Below are 17,447 nucleotides of genomic sequence, written 5' to 3'. Positions count from 1 at the left end.
CCAGGCGCGTTCCTCCCTGAAGCCTTTCCTGCCAGCGTAAAATCTAATTAGCAGCCATGATGCGCCGTGTCTATCTCGACAATAACGCCACCACGCCCGTGCTGCCGGAGGTGATGGCGGCGATGCAGCCGTACTTCGGAGAGGAGTTCGGCAACGCGTCGTCGATCCACCATCACGGACAGCACACGCGGGCGGCGGTGGAGCGCGCGCGTGAGCAGGTGGCGCAGCTGATCGGGGCGCGTCCGGCGGAGATTGTCTTTACCAGCGGGGGCACGGAAGGCGACAACCTGGCGCTGTTCGGACTGTTTGGCGGGCTGCTGCGCGCCGGCGACCACGTGATCACGTCGGCGATCGAGCACCACGCGGTGCTCAACGCGGCCAAGCGGCTGGAGCAGCTGGGGTGCGAGGTCACGTATCTGCGGGTGGACGGGCGCTGCCTGGTGAATCCGGATGACGTGCGCGCAGCGCTGCGTGAGAACACGCGCCTGATCACGGTAATGATGGCCAACAACGAGACCGGCGTGGTGCAGCCGGTGGCGGAGATCGGAAAGATTGCGGCCGAGGCCGACATCTGGTTCCACACCGACGCGGTGCAGGCGGCGGGCAAGGTCCCGGTGGACGTGGGCGAGATCGGGTGCGACCTGCTGACGCTTTCCGGACACAAGCTGCATGCGCCGCAGGGCGTGGGGGCGCTGTATGTGCGCAAGGGGACGATCCTGACGCCGCTGTTCTTCGGCGGGCGGCACGAGCGCTCGCGTCGCGCGGGCACGGAGAACGTGCCGGGCATCGTGGCGCTGGGCGCGGCCGCGGAATTGGCGCGGGAGTGGCTTGCGAGGGGCGGCGCGGAGAAAATGGCCGCGCTCCGCGATCGCCTGGAGCAGGGAATTGTGAACGCGGTCGAGGCGGTGAAGGTCAACAGCGCCGGAGCGCCGCGCGTGCCGAACACCAGCAGCATCTGCTTCGAACACATCGAGGGTGAGGCGCTGGTGATCGCGCTCGACCTGAAGGGACTGGCGGTTTCAACGGGCGCGGCGTGTTCCTCGGGCGCCATCGAGCCGTCGCACGTGTTGACCGCGATGGGACTGACGCCGGAGCGAGCGCGGGCGAGCCTGCGCTTTTCGCTGGGCAAGCAGAACACCGCCGAGGACGCAAACTTCGCGTTGGAGCTGGTGCCGGAGACGGTGGGAAGGCTGCGGGATCTCAGTCCTGTGTGGCAGCAACGACATTCGGCAGTTAGCACTTAGCAATTGGCATAGCCCCTACACATTCGATTTGGCGCGTTGGCAAAAACCTGGACGGCTAAATGCTAACTGCTAAATGCCAAGTGCCGAAGCAGCAATCAAGCTCATGACGCAAACAGAAACCATCGCCGTCGCCATGTCCGGAGGAGTGGATTCCTCCGCGGTCGCGGCCATGCTGCGGGCGGAGGGACACAGCGTTGTCGGCTTGACGATGCAACTGTGGAACCAGCGGCGGCTGGCGGGTCAAGAGGGCATGCCGGAGGCGGTGCAGGGGCGCTGCTGCTCGCTCGATGACGTGTACGACGCGCGGCGCGTGGCCGAGCGGCTGGGGATTCCGTACTACGTGGTGAACCAGGAGGAGCGCTTCGAGCGCGACGTGGTGCGTCCGTTCGTGTCGGAGTATCTGAGCGGGCGGACGCCGATTCCGTGCAGCCTGTGCAACAACCACCTGAAGTTTGACCAACTGCTGGTGACGGCGCGGCAGATTGGCGCCGGGCGGCTGGCCACCGGGCATTACGCGCGCGTGGAGTACCGGGGCGAGCGCGGGCGCTGGGTGCTGAAGCGTCCGATGGATGCGGCGCGCGACCAGACGTACTTCCTGTTCGGGCTGACGCAGGAGCAGCTCAGCCGGACGATTTTTCCGCTGGGAGGGATGTTGAAGGACGATGTCCGCCAGATCGCGCGTTCGCACGGACTGGCGCTGGCCGACAAGCCCGACTCGCAGGAAATCTGCTTCGTCCCGGGCGGTGATTACAAGCGCTTCATTGACGCGTATCTGGCTGAGAGCGGGGAGGGCCTGCCGGAGACCGCCGGCGAACTGGTGACGACGTCGGGCGACGTCATCGGCGAGCACGACGGCATTCACAACTACACGGTCGGACAGCGCAAGGGAATCCATCGGAACCGGAACGCGGCGCCGGGATCACCGCTGTACGTGCTGGAGATTCGCGGCGAGCGGCGGCAGGTGGTGGTCGGTTCGAACGATGAGCTGTACCGCACGACGCTGCGCGCGCGCGACCTGAACTGGATCGCGATCGAGCGGCTGACCGAGCCGATCGAGGTCGAGGCGAAGATCCGCAACCGGCACGTGCCCGCGGCGGCAATCGTGTCACCGGCGAGCGGCGGCGAAGCGGTGGTGACATTCCGCGAGCCGCAGCGCGCGATCACGCCGGGGCAGGCGGTGGTGTTCTATCAGGGTGATGTGGTGGTGGGCGGAGGGTGGATCAGTTCATCGGTCAATTGAGAAACCGGGAAAGCGGGACGCGGGCGAGATGATCGCAGGTCCCGGTTTTCATTTTCTCAAATACCCGATTACGAAATTACCCGATCTTAGATAAACATCTCTTCATCGCCGCCCGTTCCCGCGGCCTTCCTACGGCGGCGTTCCTGGCGGACGCCGACCAGGGCCTGGGCGCCGGCGGTGATTCCCTGAATGAGAGCGGCAGCGGTGCGCACCGGCGAGATGACGGTGCGGTGGACCATGTCGGTGGTGTCTTCCACGCGGTTGAGCGTGGTGGTGACGAGCTCGTCGGCGCGGATGACCTGAAGGCGGGTGCGGTCCACGATGTCGGTTACGGTGGCGTCGAGGCGCTCGACCTGGGCGCGAACGACAGTGGCGCTGTGGGCTGCGTCGGTGAGGATGGAGTTGACGCGCGGGCCGTTCTCATCGAGAAATGTCCTGGCGTGCGAGATCACCGGCTGCGCCTGCGCGACCATGCCCTGCACCGCCTGGCCCGTCTTTCGCATGCTCACGTACATGGCGATGAGAATGCCCATCTGCACCACGATGGCGACGGCGGCGACGATGACGAACCATCCCAGAACGTTGTTGTCCATAAGTCAAAAGAGGCAGTAGCGCGAGTAGCGGCTCGTTCCCACGTCAGCGCCGCGAAGGACGCGGCGCGAACGTGGGGCACCGCCCCGCAGCAGGGGAACGCGGCGCCCGGAAACAGAAGACCGGCAGGGGCTGACCCGGCCGCGCCGGTTACGACTTGGCCGGCTTGGCGGCTTCGCCGGCGGAGGCCTCGCGATAGGCCTGCTTGCCGGCCTGCACGGCCTGGTTCCAGCTGTCCTTCTGCTGGTTCAGGTAGTCGCGGCCGCGTTCGGCCCATTGCTCGGCCTGCTCACGCGCCTGGCGCGCGCGCGTTACCACGAAATCGCGTCCTTCCTCGGCGCTGCGGCGCAGGGCTTCGCGCGTTTCCACGCCCGACTTGGGCGCGTACAGAACGCCGAGCGTGGCCCCGATGCCCAGACCTGCCAGGAACCACAGGAACCCGCTGCTGCTCTCGTCACGTGACATGGCACAACCTCCAAGGGTTTCGGAAACGCAGAATAGTAGCACAGCGAATCGGGTAATTGAGGAATTGAGTAATCGGGTAGTTGAAAATCAAAAGCGGACCACAAAGAACGCGAAGGTCGCACGAAGGGCGCAAAGGGAAGGCGTCACAGGGCCCGCGCCGCCCGCCTCTGGCCCGATAGGCCCGATGGTGAATTCATGGTCTCTGCGCCGGGGTGACAAAGACGTCGCGAATGAACGATTGCGGCGAGGCGGTGACCATCATCTGGACGATGCCGGCGATGTCGTCGGGCTGGAGCATTTTGCTCGGGTCTTTGCCGGGGTGCGGGCTGAGTTCGGTGTTGACCGAGCCGGGCGCGACGACGGCGACGCGAATGTTGTATTGGCGCAGTTCTTCGGCGACGGAAAACGTCAAGCCGTTCAGTCCCCATTTCGAGGCGGCATAAGCGGCGCCGTTGGGCAGGGGATTGCGTCCGGCGCCGGAGGAGATGTTGATGATCTGTCCTTTTTTCGCGGCGATCATCATCGGCGCGAAGGCGCGGATGGTGTGGTACACGCCGCGCAGGTTGGTGCCCATCACGCGCTCCCAGTCTTCGGGCGAGAGCAGGTGCAGCGGGGCGCTGAAAACGCCCACGCCGGCGTTGTTCACCAGCACGTCAATGCGACCGTGGGTTTGCCGCACGTGGCGGGCGAGGGCTTCGACGTCGGCGAGCCGGCCCACGTCGCAGACGGCAGCTTCGGCCTGACCGCCCGCTTCGCGGATGGCGCCGGCGGTCTGGTCGAGGCGGGCGCGCGTCCTGCCGCACACCACCACCTTCATGCCAAGGGAGGCGAGACGGCGAGAGATGGCGGCGCCGATGCCGCGGCCGCCGCCGGTCACGACGGCGACCTGATCGCGTAGTTGCGGTGTCCCATCGTTCATCCCAAGGCTCCGGGCGCCGCTGGCGGGGCGCTTTTTGGATGCCAAAACATCCAGCAAGGCTGCAACGCGCATCCAAGATAGCAAAGGGAAGGCGGACCACAGGCGCAGCTTGCCTAAAGAGCAGTGCAATGTATAATCGCAGCTTTTGTGACCGGTCCCGGTCCTGGTCGAGGGATTGGAAGCGAGCGCTGCGAAGAAGTGTGGCGCGTGGTGACGTACGTGTGATGGCGTTCAGGATCATTGTCTCCTCACTTCCCGAGGTTCCAAGGAGCGCAGGAATGAAGAAGTTAGTCGCGGTGATGCTGTTGTTCGCGGTGGGCGCCATTGCCCAGAGCGCCGATCAGCAGGCGGCGCCGGCGCAGGGTGCGCCGGCGCAGCAGAAGAAAGAAATCAAGGACCCGGCGGAGTACAACGCCTACGTCAATGCCCTTAATACGCCGGACGCGACGGCCAAAGCAGCGGCGCTGGAAGGCTTCCTGCAGGCTTATCCGAACAGCGTGATGAAGGAAGACGCGCTCGAGCTGCTGATGGGCGCCTACCAGGCCACCGGCAACCAGGCGAAGACGATGGAGGCAGCGCAGCGCGTGCTGGCGGCCAATCCGAACAACGTCCGGGCCCTCGCGCTGCAGTGCTACCTGAGCCGCGCCAACGCGGAGCAGGGGCAGAACCAGCAGCAGAACGTGGCCAACGCGCAGCAGACCTGCTCGCGCGGCCTGCAGGCGCTGCAATCGATGCCGAATCCGGAGGGCATGCAGCCCGCCGACGTGGACAAGCTGAAGTCGCAGCTGCGCACGATTTTTGAAGGCGGCGCCGGATTTGCGGCGCTCCAGTCGAAGGATTACGCCAGCGCGGCGCAGCACCTGCAGGCGGCCGTGCAGGGCGCGCCACCGGACCTGCGGAACATCTATCCGCTGGCGGTGGCGTATCTCGAACAGAAGCCGCCGAACCCGCTGGGCCTGTACTACGCCGCGGTGGCGGCCAATCTGGCGCCTGCCGGAACGCCCGCCCAGACGCAGCTGACGCAGTACGGACGCTCGAAGTACATCCGCTATCACGGCGGAGAAGATGGCTGGCCCGAGTTGCTGGCGCAGGCGAAGGCGTCGCCCAATCCGCCGGCCGGATTCACCGTCGCACCGGCGCCGACCCCGCCCGAGCAGGCGGCGAAGATGATCCAGAGCAAGCCCGTCAACCAGATGACGTTTGACGAGATCGAGTTCATTCTGACGTCGGGCAATCAGCAGGCGGCGCAGCAGCTGTGGAGCCAGATCGAGAACAAACCGATCCAGCTCGAGGCCAAGCTGCTGAGCGGTTCGCCGGCGAAGCTCACTATTTCCGGCAGCGCGGAGGACATTGAGGCGAACAAGGCCGACATCGAGCTGACCATGGTTGAGCCGATCCCGGCCAAGGCGGTGCCGGCGGACGGCACCATGATCCAGTTCCAGGGCACGCCGACCAGCTACGATCCGAACCCGTTCATGATGCACATGGACAAGGGCGTGTTCGTGGGCAAGACGGCGCAGGCCGTGGCGGCCGCACTGAAGCCGGCGGCGCCGAAGCGCAACACCGGCACGACCCGGCGGACGCCCCCGAAGAAGCGGTAGACCTCTGGCGGAATGCAAAGCCCGTCCCGCTTCGCGGGATGGGCTTTTTGTTTTACGGAGTGGATCGTGGCCAGCGGATAGTTCCGGACCGCAGGTATTGCCCGTTGGCAGCGGAGGAAGGAACGCTGGCGGAGAATACGTCGGCGGCCAATGCCGAATCGGCGGCGGGGCCGACTGGCGCGTCCTGAAGCCGCGCCCTTCCAGGCAGGAGACGCTGCAAGCAACGTTGCTACAGGTTACCCGCGGGCGGCCTTTCGCTCGATGACCTGGGGACGGGCGCCGCGGGGCGGGCGGCGCGCGCCGCCGCGCAGGGCGTGCACGTCGAGCTTGAGTTCGGTGATGGTGCGGCTGAGCGTGTTGCGGTGCATGCCCAGCTCGCGGGCGGCCTTGGACTGGTTGCCGTGGTTCTGGGCCAGAACGGTCAGCAGGAAGCGCTTTTTGAACTCGCGCACCGCCTCCGAGTAGAGGATCCCGCTCTGGTACATCTGCGTAACCAACGCTTCCAACTGGTCCTTCACGGCCGTCTCCTTCAGAAGACCACGCAGTCCAACTGTACTTTCGCGCGGCGCCAGCATCAGCGCTGTGCAGGTACCGTCGCCGGCTGAGGTGCGTCCGGCTTGCGTTGGATGTGACGCAGTGCGTCGAGGCCGCGCTCAAATCCCTGGCGCAAGCTGGAGGGCGCCAACCAGATTGCCGCGCGTCCGATGACCAGGAGATAGGGCGCCAGCGCCGAGCCCTCGAGCATCTGCGCGCCCGGCGAGAGCGCGGCCATTCCCAGCACCAGGACGACGGCGACAATCGCGCCGCGCGCCAGCCCGAAGGCGCCGCCCAGCAGGCGGTCAAACCATCGCAGGCCGGCTTCCTCGAACATCCACCGCGCCATGCGTCCGGCAAAACCGGCCAGCAGCACGACGGCAAAGAAAATCGTCAGAAACCCGGCCACGTCGGCAATCCACGGCGTGGCCACGTAGGGCAAGAACCAGGCTGCCGCCCGGGGGTATGCCCAGGCCGCCAGCAGGTAGCCAATGACGGCGCCGGCCAGCGAAAACAGCTCAAAGAAGAATCCCTGCGCCACCGCCGTGAGGACCGAGAGCAGCAGGATGCCCAGGATGAGCCAGTCCAGCCCGCTCACGTCGTCTCCGGCGGCGCCGCGCTAGGCGTCAAGCTCGCGTCCGGTGAGGCGCCGGAACGCCTCCACGTACTTTTCGCTGGTGCGCGCCGCCACCTCGGCCGGCAGGGCCGGAGCGGGCGGCTGCTTGTTCCAGCGGATGGACTCCAGGTAATCGCGCACGTACTGCTTGTCGAACGACTCCTGCGCCTTGCCGGGCTGGTACTTGTCGGCCGGCCAAAAGCGCGACGAATCGGGAGTCAGCACTTCGTCGGCGAGCACCAGCCCGCCGGCGGTGTTGCCGAATTCGAACTTCGTATCAGCGATGATGATGCCGCGGGTGAGGGCGTAGTCGGCCGCCTGGGTGTAGATGCGCAGGCTGAGGTCGCGCAGCGTTTCGCTCAGCTCAGGGCCGACGCGCTTGACCATCTCGGCGAAGGAGATGTTTTCGTCGTGGCCGCTGGTGGCCTTGATGGCCGGGGTGAAAATGGGTTCGGGGAGCTTGTCGCTGTCGCGCAGGCCCGCGGGCAGCCTGATGCCGCACACGGTGCCGGCCTGCTGGTACTCCTTCCAGGCCGAGCCGGAAATGTATCCACGCACGACGCATTCGATGGCGACCATGTCCGCCGAGACGACCAGCATGGAACGGCCACGGAGCAGGTCTTTGTGTTTTTCGAGCGGCGCCGGGTACTGCCTCACGTCAGCGGTAATGACGTGGTTGCGCACCGTGTTGCGCAGGAAATCGAACCAGAACAGCGAGGTCTGGGTGAGGACCTTGCCCTTGAGCGGGATGCCGGTGGCGAGGACGTAATCGAACGCCGAAATGCGATCGGTGGCGATGAACAGCAGGCGTTCGTTGTCGACGCGGTAAATGTCGCGGACCTTGCCGCTGGCCCAGAGTTCAAGGTCGGGGAAGTCGGTCTGGAGCAGTGCGGATTCGATAATAGAAGCAGTCACGATGAGAAATATTCTTCGAACAGGACAGTGGCGTATTCTAGCCAGCCAACCTGTTTTGTCAACGCGGGCGGCGATTTTGCGAGTTGCGCGCCGGAGCTCCTCCGGTGAAAAACAATTGACAGAATTCAGATGCCGCGAACGGGCCGACTGTAGCCGGTTTCAGGGCGCCGGCGCTGTGAATTTTTTGTGCATGGCTGAGGAAGCAGAGAAGCGGAAGGGCCCCGCGCAGAGACGCGGCGTGATCAGCGTCTCTGCGCGGGCTTGCCGCGAGGCAACCTGGGTGGCGATGGCGCTTGCAACGTCTCCGCCTTCGCGGGGAAGAAACGCAGCGAGCCATGCCTCTACGAAGCGGCGGCGGCGTTGTTGAGCCCGAAGCGGACCGACACCAGCTTGGAGACGCCCGGCTCCTGCATGGTGACGCCATACATGACCGGCGCGATGCTCATGGTTTTCTTGCTGTGGGTGATGAGCACGAACTGGGTCTGCACGCTCATCTCGCGCACCAGCTCGGTGAAGCGGCCGATGTTGGCTTCGTCGAGCGGCGCGTCCACCTCGTCGAGGATGCAGAACGGGCTCGGCTGATACTGGAAGATGCCGACCAGCAAGGAGAGGGCGGTCAGGGCCTTTTCGCCGCCGGAGAGCAGCAGCACGTTCTGCAGTTTCTTGCCGGGAGGCGAGGCGACGACGTCGATGCCGCTCTCGGCGTCGTTCTCTTCGTCGGTGAGGCGCATGAAGGCATTGCCGCCGCCGAAGAGTTTGCGGAAGGTGAGCTGGAAGTTTTCGTTGATGCGCTGGAAGGCCTCCTGAAACTTCTGGCGCGAGATGGTGTCGATTTCCTTGATGGTGGAGAGCGTGTTCTCGATGGATTCGAGCAGGTCCTTACGCTGCGTTTCAAGGAATTTGTAGCGCTCGGCGGTCTCGTTGTATTCCTCCAGGGCCATCATGTTCACCGGGCCCATGTTGTCGAGGCGCTGGCGGAGCTCGCGGTAGGCGGCGTCTTCGGCGGCGAGCGCCTCGCCCGCCAGCGGCGCAACGTCGCCTTGACCGAGCAGTTGCTCGGGAGCGGCGCCGAGTTCGGCGACGCAGGACTGCACCAGGTATTCGAGGTCGCTGGCGAGCTTGGCCGCGTGCGCGGAGATTTCGCCGCGGCGGTCGCGGGCGGCGTCGAGCGCGTGACGCGCCGCGCGCAGCTCGTCTTCGATCTCGGTAAGGCGCTGGCGCAGCTTCGCTGATTGCTGGTCCAGCTCGGCGGCGCGGGCTTGCGCAGCTTGGCGCTCGGCGGCGAGCGCGACCAGGTGCTCGGCGATGGTGACGTTCTCGTCTTCGCGCTGGGAGCGCTCGGCAGCGGCAGCGTCGATCTGGCCGCGCAACGCGCTCACGCGCGAGGCGACCTCGGTTGCGAGCGTTTCGATGCGCTGCAGCGCCGAGGCGGCAGCGATGCGGCGCTCTTCGAGAGCGGCGACGCGGGCGCGAGTCTCGGCGACATTCTGCGAAGCGGCGTCGCGCGCGGCGCGCATGGCGGCGAGCTGCTCGAGCCCGGCGGCCGTGGCCCGCTCCAACTCGAGCGAGCGGCGCTCGTATTCGCCGAGTTCCTCGCGGCGGTGCGAGGCGATATCGGCATGGGTGTTGCGCTCGGCGGTGATGCGCTCGAGTTCGCGAAGATAAGTGGCCACTCGCTCTTCGGCGCGGCCGAGTTCGGTTTCGAGCTGCCTGAGCGTGTGGCCGGCGGTGAGCGCGTGCTTCTCGCCTTCGAGCTTTTCCTGCTCGAGGTGTTCGAGCAGCCCGACCAGTTCGCTGATCTCGCGGGCGAGCAGGGCGACACGCGCCTCCTGGGAGCGAAGCGCGCCTTCGATGTCGCCGATCTGGCGCACCAGGTCGCGCAATTCGCGCTTCATGCTGAGCGGGCCTTCGCTGCGCTGCTTTCCGCCGGTGACGGTGACGTTGTGGAAGCACTCGCCGGACCTGGAGAGGAAGAACGCGTCGGGCGATTGCAGGGCCAGGTCGCGGGCCACGCTGCTGTCGGGCGTGATAAAGCCGTCACGCAGCTTGGGAAGGATCACTTCGAGCGATTTGCCGAAGCCGTTGAGCACGCGGAGGCAGCGCGAGACCGGGACGAGGCCCTGCTCGCCGGGCGGCGTGTAGCGCTGCTGCTCGTCAACCACGAAGCTGAAGCGCGCCTGCGAGTCCTGCGGGTGGACGAGGAAGGTGGCGCGGCCGTCGACGTCGCTGCGCAGCAGTTGCAGGCCCTGGTCGGCGGCGTCCCACGACTTGACGACGATGTAGTTCAGCTCGTCGCGGAGGAAGTCTTCGACGACGTGCTCGTACTGCTGGTCCACTTCGAGGAAGTCGGCGAGCACGCCGACGGGCGCGGCGCCGCCCTGGAGCGCGCCGGATTGGAAGAGGCGGCGGACGGACTCGGTGGAGTAGCCGTGCTCGGCGATGACGGCTTCAAGCGAGCCGCGGCGGCCGAGGGCGGAGGCGTATTCGCCGCGAAGCGTGTCGAGGCGCGCCTTGGATCCGGTTTCGTCGCGGCGTTTCTCGTCGAGGCGGCGGCGCGCGCCGGCAATTTGCGCGGCAAGGGAGGTGACCTGCTGGGACGCGGATTCGAATTCGAGGGCGAGCTGGCCGCGGCGACCGCCGAAGCCGGCGATTTCCTGGTTGGCGGCTGCCATCTCGGCGCGGATGCGCTGCGCTTCGCGGTCGAGCGCGGCAACGTGCTCTTCCGCCTGGGTCACGTGGTTGCGGACCTCGCTTGCGGCCGCGACCGATTGCATGGCCGCGACGCGGCGGGCCTCCTGTTGCTGCTCCAGCGTGGAAAGGCGGTCCGCGGCTTCGGCGGCCTCCTGCTGGCGCGCGGCGAGGTCGCGCTGCGCCGCGTCAACGTCGGCGGCGGCGGAGTCGAGCACTCGGCGGTTGGCGGCGCGCTCGGATTCGAGCGCCGTGAGCTGCGCGCTGGTCTGGGCCAGTTCGGCGGCGGCGGCGGCGCTGCGGGCGGCGAGCTCGGAGCAGCGCTCCTCGTTGTGGGAGCGGCGGGCGGTGGCGCGGTCCACTTCAAGCGCGATGGCGCTCAGGCGCTCGCCGTTGGCGCGGGAGACGGCGTCGAGCTGATAACCGCGCTGCGTGGCCTGGGAGTGCTCGGCTTCGAGCTGCTCGGCGGCGTGCGTCGTGACGCGGATGTTATCGCCAAGTTCGTTGAGCTCGCAGTTGAGCGCGGCCGCTTGGCCGGTCATGTCAACGAACTTGCTGGCGAGCACGATGCGCAGGCGGGCGCGCATTTCTTCGCGCAGGCGCGAATAGCGCTCAGCCTTGGCGGCCTGGCGCTTGAGCGAGTTCATCTGGCGCGTGACTTCGTCGAAAATGTCGTTCACGCGGGCCAGGTTCTGGCGGGCCTGCTCGAGGCGTCCTTCGGCGAGGCGCTTGCGCGTCTTGAACTTGGTGATGCCGGCGGCCTCTTCGATGATGGCACGGCGATCGTGCGGGCGGCTGCTCAGGATTTGCCCGATACGGCCCTGCTCGATGATGGCGTACGACTCGGGGCCGAGGCCGGTGCCCATGAAGATGTCCTGGATGTCGCGCAGACGGCACAGCTTGCCGTTGAGCAGGTACTCGCTCTCGCCGGTGCGGAACAGGCGGCGCGTGACCACGATTTCGCCGGCCTTGAATTCGCGGGTCTTGAAGTTGCGACGGCGAATCTTGAGGACGACCTGGGGTGTTCCGACTTGTGGGGGGGCCTCGGCGGAAGCCGCTTCCGTCGCTGCCGCAGCGGGTTGTTCGGGGCCAGTCTCAAGAATTGCGTCAGGGTCGGTTGCGGTCGCGCCTTCCTTAATGAACTCTTCCGGGCCGGGCTGAACCTCGGCGGCGTAGCGCTCGGTTTCCTGCTGCGCATCGGCGCGGACGGCGGCCTCGTCCCAGTCGGAGGCGTGGTCGGGTATCTCGTCCTGGACATCGATCTCGGTGGCGGAGTTGAGGTCGGCGCCGCTGTAGACGTCGGGATCGATGAGCGTGAGCGAGACCTCGGCCATGCCGGTGGGCTTGCGGTCGCGCGTGCCGGCGAAGATCACGTCTTCCATGCGGGAGCCGCGCAGCGTCTTGGCCGACTGCTCACCCAGGACCCAGGAGATGGCGTCAGAGATGTTCGACTTGCCGCAGCCGTTCGGACCGACGATGGCGGCGACGCCTTCGCCGTGAAAGTGCAGTTCGGTGCGGTCGCAGAAGGACTTGAACCCCAGGATTTGCAGCTTCTTCAGTTTGAGCAACGCGTACTCCTGGCTCGGGCTGGACAGCCGCTATGCGGCTTCTGGATGCAGGTTGACGTTTGTGCTCGGCCAGGGAGGGGAAGGCGGAGGAATGCACAGGTATCCGCCCGGACCTCAATCCTGCCGGCGCCGGTCACTCAAACCTCACTGACGCGGGGTGGGCTGGACCCCCAGATGAGGTAAATGTACCGGCGAAGAGGGCGCTGGTCAAGCGCCAAACGCAACATATAGGGGGCCCCTGGCGATTGCCCCACGATGTTCTACACCCAATGCAGCTTGTGAGCGCTCTTTTCCCGGCGAGCGAACTAAGGAGGTCGGACGGAGGACCGCAAGAGAGCTTGATTGACTCTAGCGCAAATGGCGCACCGATACAAGCCACTCAGCAGTCAGCACCCTGGTCCCTCACCGTTGCGGACGCTTCGGTGAAGCAGCGGTTGGATGATGCGCGCTGGTTCCCCAGCGAGGCAAAGGGAAGGCGGACCGGAGGCACGATCGGCGTAAAGGTCGGAACGATTCAGCGGAGAGCAACTGCTCGCGAAAAAAATCTTTTCCACAGCAGGAACGACAACCCGTTACGGAAGAGCCGGTCATCGAACAGTCCATCACGAAGCAATGAAATTGGGGCGTTCCGCTCGGGAGCGCTGCTCAATTGCAACCCAGCACGCGTCACCAGACCTCTGCAGCAAATCACAGCGAGGAGAAACATGGTTCCCTACGAATTGATGACATCAAGCTCGCAAACCCGCGGAAACGGAAGCGCGTACGAAATGTTTGGCTGGACGCCGGCATTCACCGCCGGTTTTCAAACGGGGGCAACCGGAGGGGCCGGTCAGCCGCTTCAGCAGGGCCCGTTCGCGAGTAATCCCTTCCTGCAACAGCCGACACCACAGTTTTTCCAGCAACCGCCACAGCAGTTTTTTCAGCAACCGCCGCAGCAACCAGGCCTCAGCCCGCTGTTTCAACCGCCGGGGCAGCAGCCGGGGTTCGCGCAAGCGGGCCAGCCCGGCTTCGCCCATCCCTTAATGTTCAACCCTGTAATGTTCAATCCTGCCACGGCAGGCTTCGCGCAGATGCCGCACCTTCAGGCAATGTGGCCGCAGGTTGCGCCACATCTGCAGCAGCAATGGGCGGGCGCGCAGCAGCAGATGCAGGCACAAGCGTTTCCCGGGGCGGGCATACCCAACGCCAACGTGGTAACGACCCGCGCGGTGGACATTGACCTCACCATCCCAGCGCAGGTGCTCGCCAGCCGCAACCCGATCGAGATACAGGCGTATGTGCTTCACGTCATCGTGCCCACCCTGCTCGACGCACTCACCAAGCGCGCCCTGGCGCAAGACCCAGGTCGCAGCGTGAGCTTCGACGCGCGCAACGGATGCGTCGCGGGCGTCAGCGTTTAGGCAACTCACCTTCGAACCATTTTGGGATCCAGGAGGAGTTCATGAATCCGTACGGCGCTTCAGCATATTCATTCGGAAATCCGACGGCCTTCGGATACGGAACCCCGTATTCGCAGCCGTTCAGCTTCGTTCCGCCGGCACCGTTCCAGTCACGGTTCGCGCAGGCGCCCATACAGCCGCTGGGCGAGCAGCAGGTGCTCGGCGGCATCAACCCCAGTGAGACCGGCAACATCGGCATTGGCGCGCAGTTCGGACAGCCGCCGCACATTTCGCCGGAGCAGTTCGCCGGCGCGCTGCGTCAGCCAATCGGCGCCACCTTCGGCCTGCCGCCGACGGACGCCACATTCATCACTGAACTCTCGCGTTCCGCCCGCGGCCTGGTGGAGGTGGCGGAGCAGCTGGAAACGCGCGAGCCGGACCAGCAGCGCCGCGCGTACTTTGCCGCCACCGCTCATCTCTTTTATGCGTTCGGCCTGCTGGCCAGCAAAGGCATCTTCATTCCGGCCGACCTGCCCAGCGGACGCGTGCGCACCGAAGCCGGAGGTCCGGCCAACGCCACGCGCGAATTCGGCAAGCAGCTCGAGCGGCTGGTGGACCGCTACGCCAGCGGACGCGGCGTGATCGAAGAGCTGACCAGCGTCATCGAGCGCGGGAAGATCTGCTACCTGGAGATCACCCGGGGCATCGAAGGCGCCGAAATGGCCGGCGGCGAGCAGCAAGCCCGCAAAAAAGTCGCCTAGTCGTTCGGCGCGCTGACCGTTCTCGCCCCTGCCCGATATCGAGCAGGGGCGATTTTTTTCGCGCCGGAGGAGCGAGGCGCAGACTTCCGGTTCCGCCAGAGCAAGGACCGGTGACGACATGCGCAGGTCTCAGGCCGCCCTGCGGCGGTTCCGCAGCATACGCACGTGGTCGTGGGCTGCATAGACGCTCTGGGCCTGGGTGCGCAGCCGGCCGAGCAGATCGGGCGGCAAGAGCTGACTAAGGGCTTTCTGATAGGCGTCGCGCGCGGCGTCTTCGCCGGCTTCGACTGATTCGAGGATGGCGAGGTCGCCACCGCCGAGGGCGCTCTTCACGTCGATCCAGGCGCGGCGCAGCATGCCTCCCACGCTGCCTTCGCGCGTGGACTCCCACTTTCCGAGCAGGCGCTCGAGCTCACCCCGCAACTCGACGGCGAAGCGGCCGCGCTCCCGCGCCTGTTCGGCGAAGAAGCCGCGCAACTCGGGATCTTCGACCCGGTCGGCGGCGTCAAGGTATCCCTGCTCTCCGTCGCGGCAGGTATCGATCAAGTGCTCCAGGAGCAGACGTATCTGGTCTGGGTCGAACTTTCCCGCGGCAGGTTGGGGACGGCCAGGATGGCGCTGTGCCATGGTTTTCCCTCCCAGCAGTCAGATGGCAAGAACCAGGAGGAGTTTGTCGCGGGTAGCCGCGGCCCGAACCCTGCGGTGCGAAGTTGCGCGAGATCAACAGTTTTGCGCAGCGGCCGGCGAGGCGGCGGACCTCAGAGGTGAGCTGCGGGAAGCGGTCCGCTGAACCGGGCTGCCCAGGAGGGCGGGGCAGCATCTCACCTTCCGGCACCCTTTTTCGTGCTCTGCTCAGTCAAAGGGGCCACGAGAGATGTGTTCCTTTGGTCGGGGGCGCATCTCTCTGCTGCTTCGGGGCCGGAAGGCGAGATAAAGCCGAACAGCCACCGGAGCAGAGTGAGCCCAAATCCACCGCCTGCGGAACGCTAGGACTTGAGATTCGACCCGGCGCATCCATCCGTAAGGCAGGCGAGTGTCGGCTAAACCGATGTGGCTGTTCGGCAGGGCAGATTCTACTGAGGCCCAATCCGCGTGGGAAGTGACTTAGTGTCAAAATCGCAGTCGGGAGCGCTACTAGTAACAAGGTTATGTACGTGTTCGTTATCAATTTCTGGTGTTTTAGATAAACGAGTGGTAATCTCCGCCCCGATCATCGAGGCGGTACGGGGGTCCCGGAGGCTCGGCCACGCCTATGGCCCGCATCCTGTGCATTGACGACGAGCGCGACATACTCGAGCTGCATTCGATCGTGCTCCGCCGCGCCGGTCACGAAGTGATCGCGGTCGGGACCGGTGAAGAGGCGCTGGGGGTGGTGGCCAGCCAAGCAGTTGACCTGGTGGTGTCTGATCTGCTGCGCGGCGTCGAGGGCGCCGATTACCTGGCCCGAATCCGCCAGGCGCGGCCGGCTGCGCCGATCCTGGTGCTCTCCGGGTATCCGGAGCGACCCCAGGGGTTGGAGTTCGTGGACGAATTCCTCAGCAAGGGCAGCCGCGCCGGCGAGCTGGTGGAAGTGGTGGAACGGCTGCTGCGCGAGGCGCCAGGATGGGCGCAAGGGAATACGGCTTGACGGGAGAGTAGAATTTCTCCGGATCGAGACATGTCCAGTCCCGGGCTGCTGCACTGCGACTTCGACTCCGACCGCACCAGGCTGCGCGCCAGCCTGTCATTTCCTGCCGACGCGGGCGGGCTCAACAAGGTTGTCGATGCAGTGATGAAAGTCGTGGCGGCGGTGAACTGCGCCTGCGGACAGGAGCAGGACGTGGAGCTGGCGCTGCGGGAAGCCCTGGCAAACGCCGTGGTGCACGGCGCGCGGGGCGACGCCAGCAAGCAGGTGCAATGCTGCGTGGCGTGCGACGATGAGCATGGCCTGCTGGTGATTGTGCGCGATCCGGGCGAGGGCTTCGATCCCGCGCGGCTGCCGAGCCCGCTTTACGGCCGGCAGCTCTACGAGCGCAATGGACGCGGGGTGTTCCTCATCAACCAGCTGATGGACCACGTGGAGTACCGCAACGGCGGCACCGAGATCCGCATGCGCAAGTTTACCCAGCCGAAGAACTGCGGCCTGGGCGGCTGACAAACGCCTATTCCCCGTAGATGTTTTCGCAGATGCGCGACAGTTCGCGGCAGTCGTCGCGGGAGACGCGCTCGGAAAATTCGCGCTGCACTTCGCGCTCCAGCACCGGCTCGATTGTTTCCAGCAGGCGCAGGCCCCTGGGAGTGATGCGGGTGAGGGAGAGTCGCCGGTCGCGCTCGGAGCGGTCGCGCGCCACCAGCCTCTGCTTTTCCAGCCGGTCGACCAGGCGCGTGACGTCGGGGGCGCGCTCCAGCATGCGGCGGATGATTTCGCAGCGAGGATGGCCTTCAGGATGCACGCCGCGCAGGATGCGGAGCACGTTGTACTGCCCCATGGTGATGCCGTAGCGGGAACAAACGCGGTCGACGCGCTCACGCACGTGCGCCGCCGCCACGATCAGGTTGAGCATAGCTTCCTGCGTCGGGCTGCGAAAACGCGATTGCTGAATCCGCCGGCGGAGCGCTTCTCCCACGGTCGTTCTCGATCGCTGCAACGATCAATGTGAGGTTATCAGAACGGTCAAGAGAGCTTTTCTTGTGGACGGCACGGTGGTGCGCGTAGCCTAACCAGGTCGCCTCGATGTGCCAAAGTCGCGATGACGCCACGCGACAAAAATTCGATCATCTCCAGCAGCGACGGATCGCGCCGGGCGGGCTGCGCCGTTGATGAACGCCTCACCGAAAGCCGCGAGCGCACCCGGCACTGGAAGCGCTGGGGCCCGTACCTGAGTGAGCGCGCCTGGGGGACGGTACGCGAGGACTACAGCCCTTACGGCACCGCCTGGGAGTATTT

Annotated in this window: 18 protein-coding genes; 8 read left to right on the top strand and 10 right to left on the bottom strand. The window is 65.7% G+C overall.

Annotation, left to right across the window (positions count from 1 at the left end; translation table 11 throughout):
* Positions 1 to 56: 56 nt before the first annotated feature.
* Together VFA60_13340 and mnmA are read left to right on the top strand one after the other, a co-directional pair.
* The gene (locus VFA60_13340; protein HZQ92773.1) at positions 57 to 1,244 is read left to right on the top strand and encodes a cysteine desulfurase family protein; all 1,188 of its coding nucleotides are present in this window, start codon (positions 57 to 59) and stop codon (positions 1,242 to 1,244) included.
* A 103-nt stretch (positions 1,245 to 1,347) separates the two neighbouring features.
* Positions 1,348 to 2,484 (top strand): tRNA 2-thiouridine(34) synthase MnmA, encoded by a 1,137-nt coding sequence (mnmA, locus tag VFA60_13335; protein ID HZQ92772.1) that lies wholly within the window; start codon positions 1,348 to 1,350, stop codon positions 2,482 to 2,484.
* A gap of 86 nt (positions 2,485 to 2,570) precedes the next feature.
* On the opposite strand, the gene VFA60_13330 is transcribed toward mnmA, so the two are convergent.
* The 3 genes from VFA60_13330 to VFA60_13320 all read right to left on the bottom strand — a co-directional run bounded on the left by VFA60_13330 (position 2,571) and on the right by VFA60_13320 (position 4,459).
* Positions 2,571 to 3,077 (bottom strand): hypothetical protein, encoded by a 507-nt coding sequence (locus VFA60_13330; GenBank protein ID HZQ92771.1) that lies wholly within the window; start codon positions 3,075 to 3,077, stop codon positions 2,571 to 2,573.
* Positions 3,078 to 3,225: 148 nt separating this feature from the next.
* Positions 3,226 to 3,540, bottom strand: coding sequence for a YtxH domain-containing protein (locus VFA60_13325; protein HZQ92770.1), 315 nt, complete (start codon positions 3,538 to 3,540; stop codon positions 3,226 to 3,228).
* 193 nt (positions 3,541 to 3,733) lie between these two features.
* Positions 3,734 to 4,459 carry an SDR family oxidoreductase gene (locus VFA60_13320; GenBank protein ID HZQ92769.1) on the bottom strand — a complete coding sequence of 242 codons (726 nt, stop codon included), beginning with the start codon at positions 4,457 to 4,459 and terminating at the stop codon, positions 3,734 to 3,736.
* 278 nt (positions 4,460 to 4,737) lie between these two features.
* Between VFA60_13320 and VFA60_13315 the strand changes: the two genes are divergently transcribed.
* A complete protein-coding gene (locus tag VFA60_13315) occupies positions 4,738 to 6,060 on the top strand; it encodes a hypothetical protein (protein ID HZQ92768.1) in 1,323 nt (440 codons plus the stop codon).
* Between the two features lie 236 nt (positions 6,061 to 6,296).
* Here the strand turns inward: VFA60_13315 and VFA60_13310 are convergent, their stop codons facing one another.
* The 5 genes from VFA60_13310 to VFA60_13290 all read right to left on the bottom strand — a co-directional run bounded on the left by VFA60_13310 (position 6,297) and on the right by VFA60_13290 (position 13,397).
* On the bottom strand, positions 6,297 to 6,578 hold the full coding sequence (locus VFA60_13310; GenBank protein ID HZQ92767.1) for a helix-turn-helix domain-containing protein: 282 nt from the start codon (positions 6,576 to 6,578) through the stop codon (positions 6,297 to 6,299).
* A 56-nt stretch (positions 6,579 to 6,634) separates the two neighbouring features.
* Positions 6,635 to 7,192, bottom strand: a complete 558-nt coding sequence (locus VFA60_13305; protein HZQ92766.1) for a CvpA family protein — start codon at positions 7,190 to 7,192, stop codon at positions 6,635 to 6,637.
* A gap of 21 nt (positions 7,193 to 7,213) precedes the next feature.
* A complete protein-coding gene (locus tag VFA60_13300; GenBank protein ID HZQ92765.1) occupies positions 7,214 to 8,125 on the bottom strand; it encodes a phosphoribosylaminoimidazolesuccinocarboxamide synthase in 912 nt (303 codons plus the stop codon).
* Between the two features lie 341 nt (positions 8,126 to 8,466).
* Positions 8,467 to 12,381 carry a chromosome segregation protein SMC gene (gene smc / locus VFA60_13295; protein HZQ92764.1) on the bottom strand — a complete coding sequence of 1,305 codons (3,915 nt, stop codon included), beginning with the start codon at positions 12,379 to 12,381 and terminating at the stop codon, positions 8,467 to 8,469.
* Positions 12,382 to 13,109: 728 nt separating this feature from the next.
* Positions 13,110 to 13,397 (bottom strand): hypothetical protein, encoded by a 288-nt coding sequence (locus VFA60_13290; GenBank protein ID HZQ92763.1) that lies wholly within the window; start codon positions 13,395 to 13,397, stop codon positions 13,110 to 13,112.
* A 6-nt stretch (positions 13,398 to 13,403) separates the two neighbouring features.
* Between VFA60_13290 and VFA60_13285 the strand changes: the two genes are divergently transcribed.
* Together VFA60_13285 and VFA60_13280 are read left to right on the top strand one after the other, a co-directional pair.
* Positions 13,404 to 13,781: a hypothetical protein gene (locus tag VFA60_13285; GenBank protein ID HZQ92762.1), complete on the top strand. Its 378-nt coding sequence runs from the start codon at positions 13,404 to 13,406 to the stop codon at positions 13,779 to 13,781.
* Positions 13,782 to 13,822: 41 nt separating this feature from the next.
* Entirely contained in the window at positions 13,823 to 14,521 is a 699-nt protein-coding gene (locus VFA60_13280; GenBank protein HZQ92761.1) for a hypothetical protein, read from the top strand.
* Positions 14,522 to 14,650: 129 nt separating this feature from the next.
* Here VFA60_13280 and VFA60_13275 read toward each other — a convergent pair whose 3' ends face one another.
* Positions 14,651 to 15,148, bottom strand: a complete 498-nt coding sequence (locus VFA60_13275) for a PA2169 family four-helix-bundle protein (protein ID HZQ92760.1) — start codon at positions 15,146 to 15,148, stop codon at positions 14,651 to 14,653.
* A 625-nt stretch (positions 15,149 to 15,773) separates the two neighbouring features.
* On the opposite strand from VFA60_13275, the gene VFA60_13270 reads away from it, so the two are divergent.
* Together VFA60_13270 and VFA60_13265 are read left to right on the top strand one after the other, a co-directional pair.
* Positions 15,774 to 16,148 carry a response regulator gene (locus tag VFA60_13270; protein HZQ92759.1) on the top strand — a complete coding sequence of 125 codons (375 nt, stop codon included), beginning with the start codon at positions 15,774 to 15,776 and terminating at the stop codon, positions 16,146 to 16,148.
* Positions 16,149 to 16,178: 30 nt separating this feature from the next.
* On the top strand, positions 16,179 to 16,655 hold the full coding sequence (locus VFA60_13265) for an ATP-binding protein (protein ID HZQ92758.1): 477 nt from the start codon (positions 16,179 to 16,181) through the stop codon (positions 16,653 to 16,655).
* A 7-nt stretch (positions 16,656 to 16,662) separates the two neighbouring features.
* Here the strand turns inward: VFA60_13265 and VFA60_13260 are convergent, their stop codons facing one another.
* On the bottom strand, positions 16,663 to 17,127 hold the full coding sequence (locus VFA60_13260; protein HZQ92757.1) for a MarR family transcriptional regulator: 465 nt from the start codon (positions 17,125 to 17,127) through the stop codon (positions 16,663 to 16,665).
* A 123-nt stretch (positions 17,128 to 17,250) separates the two neighbouring features.
* On the opposite strand from VFA60_13260, the gene VFA60_13255 reads away from it, so the two are divergent.
* The coding region (locus VFA60_13255; protein ID HZQ92756.1) for a hypothetical protein at positions 17,251 to 17,447 on the top strand (197 nt) is incomplete at its 3' end.

The organism is Terriglobales bacterium, assembly GCA_035651995.1.
Lineage (GTDB): Bacteria > Acidobacteriota > Terriglobia > Terriglobales > Acidobacteriaceae > DASRER01.
The sequence above is the reverse complement of the archived record's forward strand: the minus strand, read 5'-3'. Positions and strand labels throughout refer to the sequence as shown.